The sequence below is a fragment of the Undibacterium sp. GW821-FHT07F11 genome (assembly GCF_059418665.1).
On the sequence record NZ_JBWKQH010000008.1, the window covers coordinates 281,686 to 305,799 of the forward strand.

Sequence of the window (24,114 nt, forward strand, 5' to 3'; positions counted from 1 at the left end):
ATAAGCAAAACGAACAACCCGGTCACATTAAATTTATTAAACGAATGCAGCTAAACGAATGAAGTCAAACCTGATCATGCACAAAGCACCAATCTACACTATCCAACGCAATCCCGTGGATGACGTTGACAGCGAATGTTAATTTATGTGATGAGTAATTCCGCAGATGCACAAATTGTTCTGCGAATTTCATCGCAATTCATTTATGCATATGCGGGAAATATGACATAACGAATGTCAGGCAAGCTTGAATTTATAAGATGGCGCAGCTTCTTTGGCTGGCATTTCAGTCAGCAGTAATTCCAGTGCAGAGACTTCCAGTGGCCTGTAATAATAATATCCCTGGAAATAGTCACAGCCTATCTCTTTCAGGAATCGCTCCTGCTCTTCGTTTTCCACACCCTCAGCAACCGTGTGACAAGACAGGATATTGGCCAGCGAGATAATCGCCTTGATGATCATTTCGCTCTTCTTGTTATTACCTATCTGGGCAACAAAGGAACGGTCAATCTTGACACTCTGTGCAGGGAAATGGCTGAGCTTGGACAACGATGAATAACCTGTACCGAAGTCATCAATTGCAATATTAAAACCGCGTGCCTTGAGTTCATCAAGATGATGTATGGTCAGCGCTTCATTCGCAATCAGACCGGTCTCTGTGATCTCAAACTCGATGTATGAAGGGGCGATATCATAGCGATTGCAGCAACCGTCTATCAGTTGCAACAGGTCATTGCGGGCGATATCGGTAGCCGACAAGTTCAGGGCAATCACCGGACAATCAGCAAAGCGGTTCAGCCAGTCCCTGACCTGGCAGCATACCTGGTTCATGACATAGTTGCTGATCAGTCTTATCAAACCAGCGCGTTCAGCAATCGGGATAAATTCTGCGGGTGCGACATTACCAAGGCTGGGTGATTCCCAGCGCAGCAAGGCTTCCAGGCCAGCAATCTTGCCGTCCCTGTCCACCTTGGGTTGATACACCAGGCGGAATTCATTTTGCTTGAGACCGTTGACGATACCGACTTCAATTTCAACACTGCGGCGTATTTGCAGGGCGTCTTCTTCATCGAACAAGGTCACACTCTGATCACTGGAACGGCGCGCAGTATCAAGCGCCACTTCGCTGCGGCGTATCAAATCATCAGGCTCCTGATCTTCTGGCCTGACCAGCGCAATACCAGCAGAAAACTGTATCAGCAAATTCTCGCCATTGACTTCCAATTCTTTAGGCAAATTATTTCTGACTTTTTCTACCAGTTTGATAATTTCACCAGGTGTGCGCGAATTCTCCACCACAAATGAAAACACGATGCTGCGCAAGCGGGCACAGAAGCAATTCTTGGGCAAGGCACGCGACAATTCTTCTGCAAATCGGCGCAACAGAATATCGCCGGTATGTGCGCCAAATTGTTGATTTGCATGACGTATGCTATTGAGGCGGAAAGACACCAGGGCGGTAACCTTGCTCTCGTCAATGCTGGCAAGGACGCCTTGCAAGTGACTGCGCAACATATCTCGGTTTGGTAAGTTGGTCAATGCATCATGACGGCTCAGATAATCTTCGCGTTGCAGGCTGAGTTGCAGCGCATGATGCATGGAATGCAGACCGGAGACATCACGCAAGGCGACAATGTAGTGATCGGTAGAGGTCTGTGAAATATTTTCCAGTGCAACCAGTTTACCGTCACGCGTTCGATAAGCCGACATGCGCATGTTTTCTGATTCCTCGGCATTCGGACTCTTCAACCGTACACTATTATCCAGCGATAACCAGCCAAACAAGGCACGGTCGCCATCATCATCAGCCTCACGGCCGAGCAAACTATTGGCAAGCTGGTTAGCCTGCAAAATTTGTCCGCTGGCGTCGGTCAACAGCAGGGCTGTTCCTGCATTCTGGAACACTTCCTCATATTGCGCGTGGCTGACTTCCAGGGCGGCGCTGGCCTGGCGGTAACGCAATGCAGATACATCCAGCTCATGCAAGACCCTGAACACGGCCAATGGCACACAGGTATTAAAAAACAGGAATAACAGCGACTGGATGTAAGTATTACTTGAAGGCAGTGTGACGTCAAAACCAGGCACATTAAACAAGGGCCGGTTCAATAGCAGCAAAAGGAAAGGCAAGACATTGAAAGCCATCAGTCCTATGGCCAGGCGGGTGCCAAAGAACAATCTGGCGATAATCGGCGTGGTATAAATGAAGATATAGCCAAACTTGGCTATCTCGAATTGATTGATGAGACAAACGATGGCAAATGCAGACGCATAGACCGTGCCTATGAGTATAGCGGCACCGGCGCGCAGATGTCGGGATGAATAGTACAACCCCAATGCCAGCACAGCATAGAAAAAGCCTACCACCCACAACACCTGATAAGCACCAACTGCGATTGCGTCCAGAGAACTGTGAATCGCTACTGCCGCCTCCAGCACAAAGCCAGACATCAAAATGATACGTAGTGCACTTAATTTCCATGCAGCGTGCTCAGCAGGCGTTAATGCACTTTCATTAAGAAAAAGCCAGCGAAACATGTCATGCAATCAATATAAGAAGCCAGAGCCTGTTATCAGAAAAAGATGAGGAATATCTAAATTCTTGCGGCAAACCAATTAATTACCATCAAGCATTTATTGCCCGCATTTATATCAACAAGCCCCTATGAATCTGTAAAAAAATGTTTCCAAAAGGATTAGGCATTCTCTCATAGATTCAGTTTATTTCAGCACATATTGTCACAATTAGCGGCATTAAAAATGAAAACTATTTTTCATTTGGTAAATTGGGCAGATATTTATATTTCATATTGTATGCCTGCTTAAATACCAGGCATTTCACCAGTAATTTTTTAATAATTTTTATCCTATCGGTAATGAAATACAGGGCAGTTGGTTATATGTCGAAAATGAAATATAAACCGCTGTATTGGTGAGTAATGACCGGGACTGGAACTTACATCGGGTTGATGAAATGAGCTTGAATAATTGTGCTCAATTTTCTTTATGGATTCTTTGCAGATTCTTTACCGAATTACCACCCCACTTTTGGATTGCGGGGCAGTAACATTGTTCAGCAAAATCAAGCCGCATCATGCACAGGATGTGACTGGCGGTGATATAAAAATTCCAGCACTTCTGTACGGTAGGCTGCATATTGCGGATTTTGCGCCAGTGCCACACGGTCACGCGGTCTTTCCAGATCCACCTGCAAAATTTCACCTATGGTTGCAGCCGGGCCATTGGTCAGCATGACGATACGGTCTGACAGCAAGACTGCCTCATCCACATCATGGGTCACCATGACCACAGTTGATTGGGTCTTGGCGACGATCTTCAGCAATTCATCTTGCAGATGCGCGCGCGTCAGGGCGTCAAGGGCACCGAAGGGCTCATCCATGAGCAAGACTTTTGGTTCTATTGCCAGTGCGCGGGCGATGCCCACACGCTGCTTCATGCCACCGGAAATTTCATTTGGACGTTTTTTCTCTGCATGCGTCAAACCCACCAGTGACAAGGCTTGCATGGTACGTTTTTGCAATTTCGTACCATTCTCGGTCGCGCCAAACACTCTTTCTACCGCCAGGAAGACATTTTCATAGCAGGTCAGCCAGGGCAATAAAGAATGATTCTGGAACACTACGCCGCGTTCTGGTGAGGGGCCAGAAATTTCTCGGTTGGCACATAGCAGAGTACCGGAACTGGCATTGGTCAAACCAGCAAGCAAATTCAGCAGCGTCGATTTGCCACAACCGGAATGACCGATCAACGTAATGAATTCGCCTTTTTTGACATTCAGATTGATATCGCGCAGTGCATGGAAACTACCCTTCCTGGTATTGAAGACCATTTCAACCTGATTGATCTGTATGTACTTGTTATCGATTTCATTCATGATCATGTCCCCACATCTTCATAAGTAAAGGCGCGTGCTATTGCCACCAGGATTTGTTCAAGTATCAGCCCCACCATACCTATGACGACGATGGCAATGATGATATGCGGCACGTTCAGATTATTCCATTCATCCCATACCCAGAAACCGATACCTACGCCCCCCGTCAGCATTTCTGCAGCGACAATCACCAGCCATGCCGTACCTATCGCCAGTCTGACACCGGTCAACATGTATGGCAGCACTGAGGGTAATAAGATGCGCGTAATGATTTTCCATTCGGATAAATTAAGCACACGTGCGACATTCATATAATCTTGCGGCACACGCTGCACACCGATCGCGGTATTGATGATCATGGGCCAGATCGAACAGATAAAGATAGACCAGATTGCCGCCGGATGAGCCGACTTGAACACCAGCAAACCTATGGGCAGCCAGGCCAGCGGTGAGACTGGTTTCAAGAGACTGATGATGGGATTGAACATGCCGGATAAAAACTTGAAACGGCCTATCAGAAACCCCAGCGGTATGCCCACGGCTGCGGCCAGGCCAAAGCCGACCGCCACGCGTTTCAGCGAAGCATAAATATTCCAGCCTATGCCCTGGTCGTTTGGTCCCTTTTGGTAAAAGGGGTCAGAGAATACCTTGATGGCTTCCTGCAAAGTCACCCATGGTGAAGGGAAAGTCGTGTTCCTCACAGCGATGATTTCCCAAATCAGTATCAGCATGCCTATGCCAAATAAAGGCGGCAACACACTCAAAAAAAAGGGCCGGAACGAGCGTGGCTTTTTTTCTGCTCTGGGTTTTATTTTCTTAGCCACGTTAACTTCCGTCACTGTTGTTGCTGCGCTGGCTGCAGTGTCTTCCGCGTCTGCTGCAGGCATTGCACCATGTACCAAGGTATTCATAGCGACTCCTCAAGCCTTGATTTTGAAAGAAGCTGCATAGGCAGCCGGGTTCTTGCCATCCCAGACGGTACCGTCCATGAGCTTGCTGCTGCGCATGACATCCTTGGGAACGGATACCTTGGCCATGGTCGCTGCATCCTTATACACATCGATACGGTTGACAGCTTTCGCCACTGCCAGATAATCAGGATCAGCCTTGAGCAAACCCCAGCGTTTATGCTGGGTCAGGAACCACATGCCATCTGACAAATAGGGAAAATTCACCGCACCGTCGTTAAAAAATTTCATGTAGTTAGGATCGTCCCAGGTCTTGCCCAGTCCATTTTGATAGCGCCCCAGAATGCGCTGATTGATGACATCGACCGAGGTATTGACATAGGACTTGTCGGCGATGGTTTCTGCCATCTTGGTCTTGTTGGACAAGGATGCATCTATCCAGCGGCTGGCATCGAGGATCGCGGCGACAACGGCACGCGCAGTGTTGGGATATTTCTGTACGAATTCAGAAGTGGTACCCAATACTTTTTCCGGATGATCTTTCCAGATGTCTTGTGTAGTCGCTGCCGTGATGCCTATGCCATCAGCAATTGCACGGTGGTTCCAGGGTTCGCCTACGCAATAACCATCCATATTACCGACCCGCATGTTCGCCACCATTTGTGGCGGCGGTACGGTAATGACCTTGGCGTCTTTCATTGGATTAATGCCATGCGCAGCCAGCCAATAGTAAAGCCACATGGCGTGGGTGCCTGTAGGGAATGTCTGGGCGAAAGTATATTCACGCTTGTCGCTTTGCATCAGCTTGGCCAAACCGGCACCATCTACTGCACCCTTCTCTGCCAGTTTTTTTGAGAGCGTAATTGCCTGACCGTTATTATTCAGCGTCATCAACACGGCCATATCTTTTTTATTGCCGCCTACACCCAGTTGCACGCCATAGATCAGGCCATACAGTACGTGAGCAGCATCCAGTTCACCATTGACCAGTTTGTCACGCACACTGGCCCACGAAGATTCTTTGGTCGGGATGATTTTGATACCATATTTTTTGTCAAAACCCAGCACCGACGCCATCACCACCGAAGCACAATCGGTGAGAGGGATAAAGCCGATATGCACTTCTTCTTTTTCCGGTTTGTCTGATCCTGCAGCCCATACTCCGCCTGTACTCAAGCCCATGATACCTGCCCCACTTGCCAGTGCAGCAGTTTGCAAGAAACTGCGACGTTTGAAATTCGGTTCATTTTCTTCCTGCGTCTTGATGAGGTTGATAGAAGTTTCCTGATTCGACATGTCTGCACTCCAGCTAAAGTAATTTCTATAATGAAAAAAGGTGTCGTCCCATTACGGATAAACCGTATGGAAAGACACCTTTGTCTTGTGAGGTGACCGCCGTTAGTCAAGCTCACTTGTTTTCTTAAGTACCAGCTTTGGCACTTTCTTTTGATACAGCAATTGCCGTGCCAGCTCAAACACAAGGACTTATATCCTCAGACCAGCCCTGTGAAACAAAACTCCCTTAAAAATCCACATCTGATTCGCACCTAAATGACGCAACGCACCATTTTCACGCACAAATCTGGACTTACCCCCCAAGTAAATCAGCTACATCCAGCATGCGCTGCGCCAGATCAACCAGCTTGAGGTTTTTTTCCATTGCTTGCTTGCGCATTTTTTGATAAGCCTCGTTTTCCGACAGATGATGACGTTCCATCAACAAACCCTTGGCCCGCTCTATGGTTTTGCGCTCATGCAACTTGGCTTTGGTATCAGATAATTCACTGCGCAGTTTTTGATCTGCATTGAAGCGTGCCATCGCAACATCAAGCACAGGCTTGATGCGCTCGGACTGCAAACCAGCAACGACATAAGCAGAAACACCGGCTTCCATTGCTGCAGCCATATTCGACTGATTGCCATCTTCAGTGAACAAGACGATGGGACGTGGTGCATCGCGGGTCAGCATGACCATGTGTTCAAGCACATCGCGTGAATCAGATTCGGCGTCAATGATGATCATATCGGGCTGCAACTGGGCGATGCGTTCACTCATATAAATATCGCCAGGAATAACGGCGATGATGTTATAACCCGCTTGCAGCAAGCCTATGCGCAAGGCGCGTGAACGCGCCAGTTGCGCCTGAGCATGCTCTTGCAACTCGTCTTCGCGCTGGATAACCGTATTCACCACCACGATCCGCAGACTGGGTGATGCCGGTGTTATCGCTTCGTCAGTATTTGCTTTGCCGCGCATTGATGGCCCATGCCAGATATAATTACGTATAAAAATCTTAGAACCTGCTTACGATCTTACTGCGCGAGCGTGATCGGGGCTCATGTGCTGCTCAAAATGCTCATGTACTAGAGTACATTCCGCTTTTTGTGCTGCTCTTCTCCCCGCTGACGCACGCTCGCTACAGATCGTAAACAGGTTCTTAGCAAGAATCGCACCAATCCCTGATCTGGCATGAAAGCATGCCAATAGCTTGCCTTCTTGCCATGCATATGTAATTGGCTCGTATTTCCCTTATTTAGAAACAGACATGATAGTTCTCGGCGTTGAATCCTCCTGTGACGAAACCGGCCTTGCCCTGTATGACACAGAGCGTGGCCTGCTTGCCCATGCACTGCATTCGCAAATCGCCATGCATCAGGAATATGGTGGCGTCGTGCCGGAACTGGCTTCACGCGATCACATACGTCGTGCCCTACCCTTGCTGACCGAGGTGCTGAATAAGTCAGATGTAGACAAACAAGCCATAGATGCCATCGCTTACACCCAGGGACCAGGCCTGGCCGGCGCCCTGCTGGTCGGCGCTTCGGTTGCCTGCGGCCTGGGTATGGCGCTGGATAAGCCTGTGCTGGGCGTCCATCATCTGGAAGGCCATCTGCTTTCCCCCTTATTGGCCAGCCAACCGCCTGAGTTCCCTTTCATTGCCCTGCTGGTATCTGGCGGACATACGCAGTTGATGCGTGTTGATGGCGTGGGCCGTTATCAGCTGTTGGGGGAAACCCTGGACGATGCAGCCGGTGAAGCTTTTGACAAGTCAGCCAAATTGCTGGGACTGTCTTACCCTGGTGGCCCGGCGATTTCGCGCATGGCAGAATTTGGTGACCCTGCGGCTTATCAATTCCCGCGCCCCATGCTGCATTCAAAAGACTTGAACTTCAGTTTCTCTGGTTTGAAGACAGCAGTACTGACGGTCGTCAAAAATCACCCTGCAAATATCTGTGAACAGGATAAAGCCAATATTGCACGCGGCTTTGTTGATGCCATCGTTGCCGTTCTGACGGCCAAATGCACGACTGCGATGAAGGAAAGTGGTTTGAAGCGTCTGGTCATCGCTGGCGGTGTCGGTGCCAACCTGCAGTTGCGCGCATCATTGAATGCAGCGGCTGCAAAGAAACGCTTCCAGGTGTATTACCCTGAGCTGGAGTTCTGTACCGACAATGGCGCGATGATCGCCTTTGCCGGCGCCATGCGCCTGAAAAACAATCCCGGACTGGCGACGCGGGATTATGGTTTTAATGTCAGGCCGCGTTGGCCCTTGCAGGAATTGCTTGCTGCCTGATTTTATCTAATGCAGGGCACAGCTATTTATAGATGCCACAGCCAACGATAACGTTCTCGAATTTCTCCACATACATGGATTTAGGCTCGATCTGCTTGCTGGTAGGATTAACAAATTTATAATCCTGCCAGGCCTTACCCTTGGCTTTTACTAACTCTATACGCTCGCGTATAAAGAATTTACCATCCACGTCGGTCAGGTCCATCATCTCTTTGCCGACCATCTTGGGATTCAGGTGGGCGAGATTTTTGCCATTCATGTCATACACGACTACGTACAAGTCGCGGTCCTGATACTGGCCATCGCGCTTATTGATTTCATTGATGGTCGCATCAACGCCATGCTTTTTCATGGAATCTATGGCTTTTTGCACCATGGCTTTGGCTTCATTGGCACTGCCATGGTCCGCCGCAAAGGCTGAAAAGCTCAACAGGCCCAGAGCTAGAAACCCCGCTATCCAAAATTTCACAAATCGCGTCAGCATAAGCAAACCCCTCATTGATGAATAAAAAGGCATGGAGCTTTTTAAGCATAAATGAGGGGTAGCGAATAATCTAGATGTATTTGCAATATTTAAGATTTATTTTTTTTGTCCTGTTTCTTATCTTCTTTCTTGTCTTCTTTCACTGCCGTCTTCTTGCTACCCAGGCGGCTTTCCTTGCCAGCGATCAGGTTCGCGATGTTCTGGCTATGGCGATATACCAGCAAGGCACTCATAATGGCGATAGACAGCATTTTGACGTCAGGGCCGAACAGCAGGCCGTAGTAAAAAGGCGCAAAAATCGCCGCGACCAGAGCTGCCAGTGATGAATAGCGAAAAGCAAACGCAACCATCGCCCAGCTCACCAGCGTCGCCACACCCAGCCAGATATCTATACCGATCAACACACCGGCTGCCGTGGCCACGCCCTTGCCGCCTACAAACTTGAAAAACACCGGCCACAAATGACCAATAAACACGGCGAGTGCAACGATAGCGACACCACTGTCACCGAGATCAAACTGATCCTGGAAGCGGATCGCCAGCCACACTGCCAGCCAGCCTTTGAACGCATCGCCCAACAAGGTCAGCACCGCTGCAGCCTTGTTCCCGCTACGCAAAACATTGGTAGCTCCGGGATTTTTTGAACCATAAGTACGCGGATCAGCCAAACCAAATAATTTGCTGACCACTACTGCAAACGACAGCGAACCTATCAGATAAGCTGCGACTGCAGCCAGAATTGTATTCATCTTATTCCTTCATTCATCAATGCTTCGCAAGTATAAGCCAGGCAGGTAGCAGAAATGGCTACTCAGGCAAAATTCTTGGGATGGGGTTTCGGGACTACTCGTCCAGCGCACAATCAACAGGACGCGCCTGCAACAGACTTTCCAGCAAGCCTGGGGCAATACCAATCAGATAGCCACGCTGACCACCGTTGATGTAAATCTTTGACAGCGCCAGTATGCTGCGCTCTACATATACGGGCATGGCCTTTTTGGTGCCAAAGGGGGAGGTGCCGCCGACCAGATAACCTGAATGCTTTTGCGCATTTTCAGGTTTGCAGGGCTCTACTGACTTGCAGCCGATTTGCCTGGCCAGATTTTTAGTAGATACTTTTTTGTCGCCATGCATGAGCACGATCATGGGCTTGGCGGCTTCGTCCTGCATCACCAGCGTCTTGACTACGTGGTGTTCATCCACGCCCAACTCGCGCGCAGACACAGAGGTACCACCATGCTCCTCATACGCATAGGGATGTTCAGTAAACTCTGCCTTGTGCTTGCGTAGCAATTGGGTTGCCTGGGTTACCGATACATGTTCTTTTTTGGCCAAATTACACTCTCAAAATCAGGATTTGCAAAGATATACAGCTCTAATAACGCTGCAAATTATAGCCGTCGATTGCAAACTTGCATAATTGGTGCATCAATAAGCGAAAAAAAACCGGCAAGCGAGCTTGTCGGTTTCAAATTTATTAAAAATTATTTTAATCGGCGATGATCATTTTTTGGCCGAAGGAGAATTATCACCAATATATTTATCTATGAAGCGCAAAACAGCTTCGCCCCACTTGATATTGTTGCTCTCCTTCGCCCAGCCATGCCCTTCACCGGTAAATACCATCCATTCCACGGTATTGCCTTGTGATTGCAGCTTGTCGCGCATTTTTTCACCATGGATCAAGGGTACGCGTATGTCTTCACTGCCATAGGCCATCAGGACAGGTGCCTTGATCTTGCTGGCATTTTCTATCGCCGACACTTTATGGAAATAGGCATCGTCAGTTTTAGGATCACCATGCATTTTTACACCCAGGTTATCCATATAAGGACCTGACATATCTGACCAGTTGACGGTGAATAACATTTTCACGTCAGTTACACCTACCCAGTTGATACCGCATTTATACAGATCCGGATCTTTTACGAGGCCATACATGGTGGCATAGCCACCGTAACTGGCTCCGATGATGCAGACCCGGTTCTTGTCTACGATACCTTGCTTGACCAGGTTTTCAATACCGTCCGTAATATCATCCTGCATGGTCAGACCCCATTGCTTCCAGCCGGCAGTATGATGCTTCCAGCCAAAGCCTGTGGACATGCGGAACTGTGGCTGAAATACCGCATACCCGCGCGATGCCAACATCTGGGTCATAGGGTTATAACCAAAACTATCGCGCGCATGTGGACCGCCATGGATGAAAGCAACCAATGGCAGATTCTTCGCAGGCGTACCTTCAGGCAAAGTCAGGTAAGCCGGTATATTCAAACCATCTCTGGCTGCATAGTTAATGACTTTTTGAGCAGATAATTTCTTGCCTTCAAACTCTGGCTTTGCGACGTAGATGGGTTCGAGTGCCTTCTTTTCAGTGTCATAGAAATAGACGGAACCAGCATTATTATCGCCGCGTACAACAACAACGACGTTTTTTCCTCTCCATTCAAAAAACACTTTTTGTCCAGGAAAACTTGCACGCAAACTGGCATCCAGTTTGGCGTAATCCTCGTCAAAATAGATGTTTTCTGGTGTCATTGCCTCGACATTGACACCAATCAGCTTCTTGCGTTGCAAATCCAGTTCCAGATCTGACACGTCTGCGTCAGGGTGATCGGCGACCATTTCACCTACAGTCTGCTTGGCAAAGTCCCAGATATATACTGCAGATTTGTCACGGCCATTGAAGCGCCCACCTACCAGCAAAGTTTTATTATCGAAATCAAATCCCAGAGGATTCAATTCTTTGCCTTCGTCCAGATAAGCCTGATGTATCGTTTTCCAGGCGCTGCCTTCACCGTCCCGGTAATACACAGTCTGCTTGATACGCTTGTTGTCGGGATCAACACTATTCGATACGCCAACCCGGATAACATTATTATGGTCAAGCAACCAGCCACCTATTTTTCCCGGATTATCAAAAGTCAGGAGCTTGGTTTTACCAGTTAAGGTATCCAGACGCAGCACATCAGAAGCGCCTAATTTGGCATCCCTGCCGCGCTGGTTGTTGACCACAATCAGGTCGTTACTGCCATCAAAAGTACGTGCCAGTACTGAGAAAGGTTTATATGCAACATTGCCGCCCTGCGCTTCTTTTCTGGTTGGTACCAGTTTGCGAAAGACTGAACCATCACTGTTGACAGCAAACAAACCACCACCGTCGTTGTCTTCCATGACAACATCGCTGCCCCGGCTCAAGCTGAATACCAGGCGACTGTCATTGATCCATTGCGGGGCAATGATGTCGTAGTCAGGATCTGATGCAATCACTTTGGGCTGGCGCGAATCCAAACGGATGATTGCCAGTACAAAACGTCCATTGCGTGGCGTCAGAACAGCCATACTTTGCCCATCAGGGGACAACACTGGACGTCCACTGAACTGTGCTTTCTTAAAGAAATCTGCAACCGGGATGGACTTATCTGCATAAGCAGGCAAACTCAGCGCACCTGCCACACATAACATACCCGCAAGAACGGTCTTACAAAATTGTTTCTTCACGATTTATCTCCCTCAGAAGAATCTGTTTTTATCACTCTATTTTTATATCGCTATCGGATGGAAAGCGAGCAGATAAAAAAATAAGTGCCGGAATCAGGGATTCCGGCACTTATCAGTTCATGGAATTACTTGAATTTGTAATCCACTGTGAGCTGGAAGTAACGACCAACTACATCATGCAAGCTTGTGATTGCTGCAACGGCTTGTGTTGATGTTGCACTTGGCGCAAATGGAGGCATGCGGTCAAATACGTTCCTGATCGCGAAGCTCAGCTTCAAGTCTTTCATCAAGCCAGAGTAGCTACCACCCAGGTTGAATGTTGTGAAGGATGGGATATCCTTACACAGGTTGGCATAACCCTGAGTTTCAAATACGCATGGCTGTGTAAAGTCACCATTGGAAGACATGTGACCGATATGCACTGCATCCAGTGATGCTTTCCATGCTGCTTTTTCCCAGCCTATGCCTGCAGTTGCCTGGACACGTGGCTGGTTACGGGAACCAGCGTACTCGATTGCTTCTGTTTCTGGCGACGGAGCAGATTTGTAAGAGTGGTTATAAGTCACTTTCAAGTTTGGAGTGATACGGCCATATTCACCCAGGTTGAACTTGGTGTTGATGTCCAGATCGACGCCGCGAACTTGTGTTGTTGCCACATTGGTCAACAACAATCTGAGAGTGGTAATTTCACCCGCAGTCGCACCAGCGGCTTTATCTGCTGCGCTCAGAGGATCACGTGTGATAACGGCAGCAGGGTTACCTGCATAACGGCCAGGATTTGCCAGCACTGTCGTCAAGTCAAATGTAGAAATCTCATCCTTGCGCTTGATTTGCCAGAAATCCAGGCTGGCATTCAACCAGGATGTTGGTTCCCATACCAGGCCAAGAGTAAAGCTGTCTGCAGTTTCAGGTTTCAGGAAAGGATTGGAACCGCTCTCATATGCACTACTCCATTGGCAGCCATTTTTGAACTTGTCGTTGCAACGCTCAGGATCACGATAAGACAAGAAAGCCTTCAAGATCTGGGAAGAGTTTTCGACCAGTGTCGGTGCGCGGAAACCGGTTGCATAAGTACCGCGTACCAGCAAAGTTGGATCAGCATTCCATTTCAAGCCGACTTTTGGTGTAGTTGAATTACCATAATCGGAATAACGGTCATAACGTGCTGCGACCTGACCTTCCAGTGTCTTGAAAATAGGTACTGACAATTCAGCATAGGTAGACGCGATGTTACGGCCACGTTTATAGCCAGGTTCTGCCTGCGCACGATGGTATAACTCGCCATCAATAGACAATTGGGAAGGATTGACTTCCAGCGTTTCGCGACGTGCTTCAACACCGATAGCGATGGACATTGGGCCAGCTGGCAACTGCATCAATTCACCAGATACTTTGCCATCCCACATATACATGCCGGATTTGAAATTATCGGAAGAACCAGTCACGATTTTCTTGTACAACTCAGCATTTTGCGCAGAGCTGCCAAACAGGAAGGTACCGTTATTGTAAGCTTCGATAAATGGTTTGGACAAGATACCAGCAGTGGCTTTGGATTCAACTTTGCTGGTGTTGAACATCAGCGCAGTTTCCCAGTCCCACTTCGAATAAGTACCTTTCAAGCCAGCCAGATAACGGCCGAAATCTGTCGTATTTTCCAGACCTTGACCAGGGAAGTCTTTCAAGGATGCGCGAACACGTACTGTGCCGTTACCACCAGCCAGTGTCTTGCCGGTTACCGGATCAATCAACTCTTTAGGATATTGTGGGTGAGTGATCGGCAATGCACCAGTTGGCTGACCAACCTGACCGGCAAACCAGTGTGGCAAACCAGTAACGGTCGCTTTGTTCTGGTTGTACATGATTTCTGCAAATGCACTCGTGTCTGCATTGATCTGCCATGTGCCACGGCTAGTCAAACCTACACGGTCAGTTTTGCCGCCAGAGTTGACCGATGCGTCTTTCAAGTCATCAAATACGCAGGCAGTGCCCAGCGTACCGGCACCAAAGAAAGTATCCGCAGGTACCAGGTTATTGGCCGGGCAATTCTTGTCCAGGGTTTGGGACACGAATTTACCAGTTGCTTTGTCTGTCCAGTAGATATTGCCTGGGAAAGTGTACAGTGAGCGATTATCTTTATAGCCGTAAGGACGCAGATCTTCTGTGCTCAGGTAGCTGTCACGCTTGCTGATGAACATAGGCTTGCGCTGACGGATATCCAGAGTTGCATAGACGTTGTAGTGGTCTTCTACCAGGCTACCAAAACCGTAGCTCAAGCTGGTACGGACTTGTTCACCGTCATTTCTTTGGGATTGCGAAATAGAACCGCTGATTTCTGCGCCAACAAAACTGTCACGCAAGATGATATTGACCACACCAGCCATCGCTTCAGAACCATAGATCGCTGATGCGCCATCTTTCAAGATTTCGATACGCTCAACCGCACCAACCGGCACAGAGTTCAAATCGACGAAAGTAGTTTGATATTCTGGTTGTGCATAGGCAGCCAGACGGCGGCCATTGATCAGTACCAATGTTGCCTGGCTACCAATACCGCGCAGATTCAGACCGGATGCGCCAGCAGTGAAGCCATTAGTACGGTTTTCATCAATACCGCCAGTATTGGCTGAAATAGTTCTTAATACCTCAGTCAAAGAAGTAGCACCACCACGTACCAGTTCATCGCGGGTAATAACTTGTACCGGGGACGCAGTTTCGTAGTTGATACGTTTAATTTTTGAACCAGTCACTTCCACCTTCTGGATTTTTTCTGCTTTCTTTTCATCCTCTTGAGGGGTAGTTACCTGTGCCAATACGCCAGTGGCGATGGAGAACAGGCCTATACTGGACAATGCAAATGCGAGACGACTCAGCTTCATGAATTACCTTTCTATTTTAATTTTTCAGTGCAAGCGCGTACTTTCCCGAACCAGACATGCATCATTTTTGCTCAAATTTAATTCGGTACAGCTATCAGTTTCTCCTCTCGAAAGTGATAGTCCCCTTACTTCACCGATTAAATTTGCTTGCAAAAACATAAGGCTCTTGGAAAGAATGTTGATTATGGACTGTTACATTATGTGACTTACTTAGTTTTTCATTATGAGTACCATGTCTATAAAGACATGTTTTCACGTATTTGGGAATATTGTTTTCGATTCATCCCTAATTAGTGTGTTTTTTATGGAATTTTCCTGTTTACCAAAATTATGTTTTTAAAAATTAATATTTAAATAATTTTTAAAATATATTTAGGCTTGTTGTTTTTTTGACTCACCGCTGGAACTTTTGCCTAAGTGCAAGACTAAGTGCAACAGTAAGTAAAAAAATAATTCATTCATCTTTTCTTCAAACTTGCTTTTGCTGGCGCTAAAAACAAAAAACCCCGCGCATTTGCACGGGGTTTTTCGCTACCTGAACGATCAGCCAGGACCGCTCAGTTTTATGGCCTCTTGAAAAGAGCCGGGGATTACACCCCTGCCCTCACCAGTGAAGCCTTCAGTACTTCATTCAAAGTTGCCAGACTTTCAGACAAATGCGCGCGGGACTCTGCGCTCATGGGCTTGCCAACTGCACCACGAATTGCCACCAATAACTGATTTGCCTGCTCTCTTTGCAGACTGCGGGCATCAGCTGGAGTAGTTGCCGCCGGCTTCAGCAGCGCGTTCGACAAACGCTTCAAATGTTCACGTTGCAGATTACGGCGTGCAGAATTGATGTCAGCACCAGTGGACAGTTCACTCCAGATACTGGATTGCAAACTGACATACAGCTCATGCAGAGACAATACTTTCTTGGGATCACGCAATTTCTCTGCTGCATTGAGCATACGTTGTGCCACCACATCCGACATCAACTGATCCAGCGCTGCTGTTTGCAAGCCCAGCAAACGGGCAGAGATGGAAATGTCGTTACGATTGGCACGCTGGAAATGATCTACGCCCATACGGCTCAGCAATTCAGGGGAGAAGACAAAGCTCTTGGCAGTAAACAAACTGTCAGAAACCAGCTTCAAAGCCTGGCGCTGACGATCAGCCGCGATAGGCGTGAAAGTTGCGCGGCCTGTGCCTGCATGATCACGCAGGAAGGTCGTGCCACCGACAAACTTGGTCGCCAATGGTACGGTACGGGCAAATTGACCGAAACCATATTCAAAACTGCGACGCAAGGTTTCATAACTATCACCAGCTTTCAACTGACGGGTTTGCAGTCTGTCCCACAATTCGCGCGAAATCGTCAAACGTTTTTGGATATAAGTCAGCGGATCAGATCCCAGGTCGAAAACATTGACGTCAGGATCGGACACCAGGGTACCCATGGAATCTTCATCGGTACCAAAAGCCAGCAAAGGCTCGGTGGAGCGGGAGGCAATGCGGGTCAGCTCTTCTTTTTCCTTATCTGCATCGACAGGTTTGTAAGCATACTCAATTGCCCAGTAGTCATAAGGTCCAAGGGAAGACATGACGTATTCGCCCTGTGGTTCACCTTTAGTTGCCAGGTTGAAAGGTACATAATCCATGACAGAGCCTGCCAGACCATTCACCTTGGTAAATGCAGGGTCCTGCAATTGCTTCAAAGTATAGATAGTGGAAGAGCGGAAGTTATGGCGCAGGCCCAGAGTGTGACCTACTTCATGCATGATGACGTCCTTCACATAGGCTTGTGCCAGCGCCTCTGCTTTTGGACTGTCCATGTCCATTTCACCACGAGCATCCAGCAAATCCATGGCAAAGCCCATTTCCATCGACGCTTCATGCGCAAAATCGCAATCGCCCTGCGCATGCTGTGCATGTGCTTGCGTCTGCGTTTGTGCATCTTCACCGATCATACGGCGTGCGCCCCGGGCAAAAACATCCGACATACCGATATCGGCATCCAGGATTTCGCCGCTACGCTCATCAACACGTGATGGGCCAATCGCGAAACCGACATCGGCACCAACAAACCAGCGTATGGAAGCGTGGCGCGAATCCATGGTGTCAAAAGCATCTTTTTCAGTTTGCTGCTTCACGACGACCGCATTTTTGAAGCCTATTTTTTCAAATGCCTTATTCCATTCCAGTACACCCTCAGTAATGGATTGACGATATTTTTCCGGCACGTTTTTGTCCAGCCAATACACGATAGGCTGTTTTGGTTCTGACAAGGCTGCCGTTGGATCTTGCTTTTCCAGGCGCCAGCGATTGACAAAATGGCGTGAAGTCTTGGGTTTGACGTCATCGGTAAAGTCATAGCTGGTCGTGACAAAATGCCCCACCCTGTCATCTGCCAGACGCGGGCGCATGACTTCTGACGGCAATGCAGAGAAGTTAAAATAAAAGCCGACAAAGAAACTGCGTGGATCAGGCGTCGTTTGTGGTGGTGTCGGGATGGCAACAGGTGGTGGTACCAACGGTGCAGCCGCAATACGTGGTGTTGTAAAGTGGGCATTCACAAAAAAACCGGCCAGCGACTCATCCACATTCAATTTGCCGAAACTGGTATTGGCCTTGTCCAGAGCATACAGGGTGCGGTAGGCATATTCCAGCCTGGTCGAATAAGCCGGGATATCATTGAACAGCAAGGCACTGGCGTCTACCAGGATACCCTTTGATTCTGAATGTGGAGTACTCAATACGTTTGCACTGCTCAGCAGGCTGTCCGAAAAAGCCTGGGCAACTGCGTGTGCCTGTGGCGTGCCTGGCGTGGCAAAGAATTCAGTATTCTTGGCCAGCAGTTGTACCTGATTGCCAATCTTCCTGAACACCGCCTGGTAACCGCGTCCCATCTGGCTACCATACAGTCCACGCTCACCTATGCTGTTAGGAATATTGTAAGTAAACAAAAAAGGCTTATCGAATTGTTCAGGGCGGATTTCCAGCCAGACCTTGTCGTCTTTCTGGTACAAATTAAAAAATCCCTTGAGCTCTTTGGCGTCCTTGATAACATCTTTAAAAGGACGCAACCCGACAGGAGGTGTTGCCGCAGGTGCAGCAACAGGAGCCGCCGCAGGAGTACCGTTTGCAGCAGGCGTTGCTGCCGGAGTTGCAGGCGGTGTTTGAGCAAAAGCAACTTCACTCAATGCGCAAAGCAAAAGGAGTAAGGTCTTTTTCTTAAAATGTACTTCTTTTGACAAGTTCATATATTTTTCCTGGTTAGATGAATTGGCCGCAAACTACTTACCGAGCATTAATTTGCTAAGTGCATAGACCTGATTTCTGGTTACAAGTTCTTACATATCGCAGGAACTTATTATCAGGCTGGATTTTTACAGAAATTCGGAAATTTGAAAATTTTTTCGCATTTCTCAAGTTCAGATTAAACATGCAAATGACAACAATTCCAGCTTATTTTCTTATAACTGATTCATTTTTCGAGCTTTTATAAGCTTATTACCTGAATTTATATAAAAATAAATGCATTTTCAAAAAGATCACAAAAAATCATTTTCATGAAAATTTAGAAATTAAATTTTCATTTCTTGTCGCCATCAAACAACAAGCCACCAAAAAAAAGTAACAAATGCTTTCCCCGAAAGGTATTTTATTTACATAATAAAGTTCTGTTTGATTCATTGCCTTTCACTTCCCGCACGCATTTATAAAGAGGATGGATTCGGCAGCATTTCATCAGGTAGCAGTACAGGAAAGTTTAGAAATTTACAAAATTTCTGAAGTGAACCTAACTGCCAACACGGATCCGGCACCCGATTGCATCTGGTCTATCAACAAAGAGGGAACAATAATGATATTTAAAGAAAAAATAGGCGTGCAGTCAGTGCGCCTGGCGCTCAGCGTATTTGCTGGCTCCATGCTGATCGGGGGCTATGCCCACGCTCAGACTGAAGCACCACAACGTATCGAAATTACCGGCTCGAACATCAAGCGCGCTGATAAAGAAGGCACATCACCGATTCAAACCATCACTGCTAAAGAAATCAAGCAAAGTGGTGCGACAACGGTTCTCGAACTGTTGAAAAATGTTCCTTCCATGGGTACTGGTGGTTATAACGACACTCCAGACCAAAATGGTTTCTCCCGCGGTGTTGCAACAGCATCCCTGCGTGGCCTGGGTTCAACTTCCACACTGATTCTGTTGAATGGTCGCCGCATGACGCCATCTGCGTATGCGAACCCAAACAATGGTCAATCGACACTGTACGATCTGAACAGCATCCCTCTGTCCGCGATTGAAAAAGTAGAAATTTTCAAAGATGGCGCGTCAGCAGTTTACGGTTCCGATGCGGTTGCCGGTGTTATCAACTTCATCACCAAGCGTGACTATCAGGGCGGTGAAATTGCAGTATCCGCCGCAGCTAATGATGACCGTGAGTTTGGTCGTCAAAACGTGAATGGTACGATTGGTTTTGGTGACTATTCCAGCCAGGGTTATAACGCTTTGTTTGCTATCGATTATAGAAAACAAAACGCCACAACCATGAAAAATGGTTCCAACGATATCAATGCTCAAGCCTATGCTGACATTAACTATCGTTTGAATCCTTATAGCAGCAGCATTTCCAACCAGGCTTTCTTCTATAAAGAACGTACTCCTGGCTCCCTGTCCTTCTTCACGACAGGCGCAACAGTTATCAACCAGACCAATTGCGACCCTTCACGCAAAATCGTCGGTGCAGCATCAAACAATATTGCATCTACAAGCGTACTGTTCGGCCGCACGTTCTGTAACTACGATCTGGATGCAGATACTGATGCACAGACCAAAGGTGATGACGTCAACTTCATGACCGTTGGCAATCTGAAAATCAATGACAAGCTGTCTGCCTTTGGTGAGTTTGCCTATACAGATTCCAAGCGCGTTTATCGCTCTTCACCACGTTCCATCAGTGGTACATCTCCAACAACCAACTTCCTGGTTGGTGGTCTGGCAACGCCTTTCCAGGCAATTTTGCCAGTTGGTCACCCGGACAATCCAAATCCTGATGCACGTTCTGCCGTGTCTTATCGCTTTGAGAACCTGAAAGCAGGTACTGATCTCGATAACAAGAGCGCACGTCTGGTTGCTGGCTTGAAAGGCACCGTTTCTACATGGGATTGGGAAACTGCAGTATTGTGGAACCGTTCCAAACGCGAAGAAGCTACGACTGGCTTCCTGTATCTGCCTACATTGCGCAAGCTGATTACAGAAAACCGCTCACTGGCTTCCATCGCAGCTGATCCTACCATCAGCCCGACTCTGGTCAACAAAGCAACTGCTGAAATCGCTCAGTGGGATGCCAAGGCAACGACAGAATTTGGTTCTCTCGGTGGCGGTGCAATCGGCTTTGCTGCCGGTGTTGAATTCCGTCAAGAAAAACTGTCCATCAACCCAGATCCGGTCAATGCACGCGGTGACATTCTGGGTCTGTCAACAACTGCGATTGATGCGCAACGTAATGTAGCTTCTACATTCCTCGAATTGCGTACACCATTCCTGAAAAACTTCGAAATGGACTTCGCTGGCCGTTACGATAAATACCCTTCTTTCAAAGGTAATTTCGTACCTAAAGTCGGTGCAAAATGGACAGTTGTTGACGGTCTGGCATTCCGTGGTACATATGCTGAAGGCTTCCGCGCTCCAGCCTTGTCCCAGGTTGCTGCCGGTGGTGCGCAGTTCTTCCTGAACGGTACAGTTGATCCTATCCGTTGCCCGAATGGTGCAAACCCTGTTGCAGGTGCTGAACAGGCTGACTGCTCCAAGAGTGTATCCGGTGTCGGTGGTGCCAATCCTGATCTGAAACCAGAAAAATCCAAGAGCTATGCTCTGGGTCTGATCTACTCTCCAACAGCCAACTTTGACATCGTTGTAGATGCATACAAACTGCGTCAAGAAGGTGAAGTTGCCCTGAGTAGCTCTACTTTCCTGCTGGAACATCCAGGTAACTTCCCAGCTGACTACATTGTCCGCGACACAAACCCATTGAATCAGTTGAAGGATGCCAATGGCAATCCTATCCCTGGTACAGGTCCGTTGCTGGCAGTAAAAACTCCTTGGGTTAACCAAGGCAGTACTGAAGTCAGTGGTGTGGACGTTGAGCTGAAAATGCGCAACAACCTGGGTGAAAATGGCAAGCTGTCTACCTCATTTAAATCCACGTACCTGATTTCTTATCGTCGTGCAGAAGCTCCAGGCGACGTAGAAAGAAATGCTGTTGGTACAGCCGGTGGTATCAATGACTGGGCAACTTCCGTTGGTCCTATCCCACGTCTGCGTGCAACACTGCGTACGGTTTGGGAAAAAGGTCCACATACTGCCTACGGTACGATCAACTTCACCGACAGCATCGCGGAATATCGTCGCTATGACAACGCCACAACCTATGCAACACCATACTGCTACTATGGCAGCGGTGTTCCGGCTGGTGTTCCAGGCGCGACTTTTGCTAACCAACCTAACTACACCAAGTATTTCCCAGATTGCCAAATCTCAAGCTGGACTACTCTGGACGTAGGTTACACCTACACTGGATTTAAAGACCTGACTCTGGGCATCAATATCAGAAACGTTACTGATTCCAAAGCACCTTACAATCCATCGACCACTGCTGCAACTATCCAGCAAGGTTACAACTCGACTTTGCATAACAACCTCGGTCGTTATTTCACATTGTCAGCAAGATACGTTTTCCGTTGATCGGCTAATGTAGTGTCATGAATAAACGCCTCGTAATCCGGGGCGTTTATTTTTAGTGCTTCTTATTTTTCAAAATTGAACTGCATAGGAAAAAGAATGAAACAACTGCTCAATACCATGTGCAGGCAACTCTCTGCTTGCGCATTTATCGCTTTCAGTCTGACGGCAGCAGTTCATGCCCAGACGCCAGCACAAGAAAAAATCCCGGTTGAAAATTTCTTCAAAATTTCTCACATTGAAAAAGTACAGCTGTCGCCAGATGGTAAATCAATCGCCATGCTGGCATTGAATAGTAACGATCGGTTTGTATTGTCAGTTCTCGATGCGGCCACCCTGACGCCCAAAGTTATTGCCGGCTATGACAAAACAGATGTTGTTTCTTTTAATTGGGTCAGTAGCCAAAGGCTGGTTTTCAGCATCGGCGATGTTCGCGCACTGATTGGTGAGGGTCGCGGTGGTAGCGGGACATTTGCCATCAATAAAGATGGTACTGAAATTCGTCAGTTGATAGGTAGCGTGGGTGGGGAAAAAACACGGGTACTCAACGGCCTGCATGAACTTCATTCCACCGTCGGTTCAAACGAAGAAAACGATATATATGTAACTCGTCAAACGGGTAATCGTAAAAATCGCAGCGCAGCGTTGCTTAAACTGAATACAGTGACAGGACAGAACGAAACCATTCTTGCGCCAGTCAACTCAGTAGGTTTCATGCTCGATAAATCTGGTCAGCTTCGGATTGCAACTACCCAAGTAGATAATATGACCGGTATTGAATATAAGGATCCAAAAACCCAGCAATGGCGCAATCTGATTACGTTTGACAATATCAAGGAAGATGGTTTCGCGCCTGCATTTATTGCACCGGATGGCCAGCTCTATGTCAGGGCTCACAAGGGACAGGACACAACTTCCATTTATCGCTATGACCTGGAAAAAAATAAAATCGACGATATACCCATTGTATCGACCAAAGGATTTGATTTCGCTGGCAGGTTTATCTTCAACAATAAGCAAAACAAACTCTTGGGTATCAGCTATGAAAGTGATGCTGCGGGCGTATTGTGGCTTGATGAAAAATGGAAATCTTATCAAGCGAAAATTGATAAAGCATTGCCAAACACAGTCAACAGTTTGTCCGGTGGCACTAACGCTGAAAATGATTTAATTGTCGTACATTCATTTTCAGACGTTCACCCTGGTTCATATCTGATCTACAACACAAAAACTGAACAATTTACGGCCATTGGTGACAGCAAACCAGAAATTGATTCCAAGAAGATGTCGTACAAAGACTTTGTCAGAGTCAAGGCTCGCGATGGTTTGGAAATTCCGGCCTATATCACCATTCCGCGAAATAGCACTGGCAAGAATCTGCCAATGGTAGTCATGGTACATGGTGGTCCATATGTGCGTGGCGGGCATTGGGATTGGAACCGGGAAACACAATTCCTGGCTTCACGTGGTTATATCGTCATAGAGCCAGATTTCCGTGGCAGCGAAGGTTATGGCAAGACATTGAACAGAGCTGGCTGGAAACAATGGGGTCTTTCCATGCAGGACGACGTTACTGATGTCACGAAATGGGCAGTTGAAAAGGGCTATGCCGATCCAAAGCGTATCTGTATCGCCGGCGCCAGCTATGGCGGTTATGCGGTATTGATGGGGTTGATCAAAGAACCAGGCCTGTACCGCTGCGGTATCAGTTGGGTCGGTGTTACCGACATCAACCTGCTCTATGATGTAAGCTGGAGTGATCAAGCTGGCAGTACCTGGCAACGCTACGGTATGCCTATCCTCATCGGTGACCAGGAAAAAGATGCGGCACAATTAAAAGCTACTTCGCCAGTAGAGCAGGCAAGTCGCCTGACCAAGCCTTTAATTCTGGCATATGGCATAGAAGACCGCCGTGTCCCGTTGGTACATGGTGAGCGTTTCAAAAAAGCGGTGCCAGCTACTACCAAAGTGGAATGGATCACTTATACAGGTGAAGGCCATGGCTGGCGTCAGCCTCAAAACAATGTCGATTTCTGGAACAGGGTAGAAAAATTCCTGGAAGAAAATACGGCAGTAAAATAAATCCATACGCTTCAATTAAAAATCCACGCTGATTTGCGTGGATTTTTTTATCCGCGATCAAGT

At 47.7% G+C, this 24,114-nt stretch carries 14 protein-coding genes; 3 read left to right on the forward strand and 11 right to left on the reverse strand.

Features of this window, described 5'->3' with window-relative positions; all coding sequences use genetic code 11:
* Positions 1-237 precede the first annotated feature (237 nt).
* From AC07OI_RS20855 to AC07OI_RS20875, 5 genes are all read right to left on the reverse strand, one after another.
* Entirely contained in the window at positions 238-2,538 is a 2,301-nt protein-coding gene (locus tag AC07OI_RS20855; RefSeq protein ID WP_492706419.1) for a putative bifunctional diguanylate cyclase/phosphodiesterase, read from the reverse strand.
* 544 nt (positions 2,539-3,082) lie between these two features.
* The gene (locus tag AC07OI_RS20860; RefSeq protein WP_495258580.1) at positions 3,083-3,895 is read right to left on the reverse strand and encodes an ABC transporter ATP-binding protein; all 813 of its coding nucleotides are present in this window, start codon (positions 3,893-3,895) and stop codon (positions 3,083-3,085) included.
* A 2-nt stretch (positions 3,896-3,897) separates the two neighbouring features.
* Positions 3,898-4,806: a nitrate ABC transporter permease gene (gene ntrB / locus AC07OI_RS20865; RefSeq protein ID WP_492706416.1), complete on the reverse strand. Its 909-nt coding sequence runs from the start codon at positions 4,804-4,806 to the stop codon at positions 3,898-3,900.
* Between the two features lie 9 nt (positions 4,807-4,815).
* Positions 4,816-5,985 carry a CmpA/NrtA family ABC transporter substrate-binding protein gene (locus AC07OI_RS20870; protein WP_492706829.1) on the reverse strand — a complete coding sequence of 390 codons (1,170 nt, stop codon included), beginning with the start codon at positions 5,983-5,985 and terminating at the stop codon, positions 4,816-4,818.
* Between the two features lie 406 nt (positions 5,986-6,391).
* A complete protein-coding gene (locus tag AC07OI_RS20875; RefSeq protein WP_492706414.1) occupies positions 6,392-7,060 on the reverse strand; it encodes an ANTAR domain-containing response regulator in 669 nt (222 codons plus the stop codon).
* 289 nt (positions 7,061-7,349) lie between these two features.
* Here AC07OI_RS20875 and tsaD point away from each other — a divergent pair, with 289 nt between their 5' ends.
* Positions 7,350-8,378, forward strand: a complete 1,029-nt coding sequence (gene tsaD / locus AC07OI_RS20880) for a tRNA (adenosine(37)-N6)-threonylcarbamoyltransferase complex transferase subunit TsaD (protein ID WP_495258581.1) — start codon at positions 7,350-7,352, stop codon at positions 8,376-8,378.
* Between the two features lie 22 nt (positions 8,379-8,400).
* On the opposite strand, the gene AC07OI_RS20885 is transcribed toward tsaD, so the two are convergent.
* The 6 genes from AC07OI_RS20885 to AC07OI_RS20910 form a co-directional block, all read right to left on the reverse strand.
* Complete coding sequence (locus AC07OI_RS20885; RefSeq protein ID WP_495258582.1) at positions 8,401-8,862, reverse strand: cache domain-containing protein; 462 nt, start codon at positions 8,860-8,862, stop codon at positions 8,401-8,403.
* A gap of 89 nt (positions 8,863-8,951) precedes the next feature.
* On the reverse strand, positions 8,952-9,611 hold the full coding sequence (gene plsY / locus AC07OI_RS20890) for a glycerol-3-phosphate 1-O-acyltransferase PlsY (protein WP_492706408.1): 660 nt from the start codon (positions 9,609-9,611) through the stop codon (positions 8,952-8,954).
* 94 nt (positions 9,612-9,705) lie between these two features.
* Positions 9,706-10,197 (reverse strand): Cys-tRNA(Pro) deacylase, encoded by a 492-nt coding sequence (gene ybaK, locus AC07OI_RS20895; RefSeq protein ID WP_492706407.1) that lies wholly within the window; start codon positions 10,195-10,197, stop codon positions 9,706-9,708.
* 168 nt (positions 10,198-10,365) lie between these two features.
* The gene (locus AC07OI_RS20900; RefSeq protein WP_495258583.1) at positions 10,366-12,363 is read right to left on the reverse strand and encodes a S9 family peptidase; all 1,998 of its coding nucleotides are present in this window, start codon (positions 12,361-12,363) and stop codon (positions 10,366-10,368) included.
* A gap of 125 nt (positions 12,364-12,488) precedes the next feature.
* Entirely contained in the window at positions 12,489-15,239 is a 2,751-nt protein-coding gene (locus AC07OI_RS20905) for a TonB-dependent receptor (protein WP_492706403.1), read from the reverse strand.
* Positions 15,240-15,829: 590 nt separating this feature from the next.
* The gene (locus AC07OI_RS20910; protein ID WP_492706401.1) at positions 15,830-18,481 is read right to left on the reverse strand and encodes a zinc-dependent metalloprotease; all 2,652 of its coding nucleotides are present in this window, start codon (positions 18,479-18,481) and stop codon (positions 15,830-15,832) included.
* A gap of 602 nt (positions 18,482-19,083) precedes the next feature.
* Between AC07OI_RS20910 and AC07OI_RS20915 the strand changes: the two genes are divergently transcribed.
* Both AC07OI_RS20915 and AC07OI_RS20920 read left to right on the forward strand, forming a co-directional pair.
* Positions 19,084-21,972, forward strand: coding sequence for a TonB-dependent receptor plug domain-containing protein (locus AC07OI_RS20915; protein ID WP_492706399.1), 2,889 nt, complete (start codon positions 19,084-19,086; stop codon positions 21,970-21,972).
* Positions 21,973-22,068: 96 nt separating this feature from the next.
* Complete coding sequence (locus AC07OI_RS20920; RefSeq protein WP_495258584.1) at positions 22,069-24,051, forward strand: S9 family peptidase; 1,983 nt, start codon at positions 22,069-22,071, stop codon at positions 24,049-24,051.
* Positions 24,052-24,114: the final 63 nt, after the last annotated feature.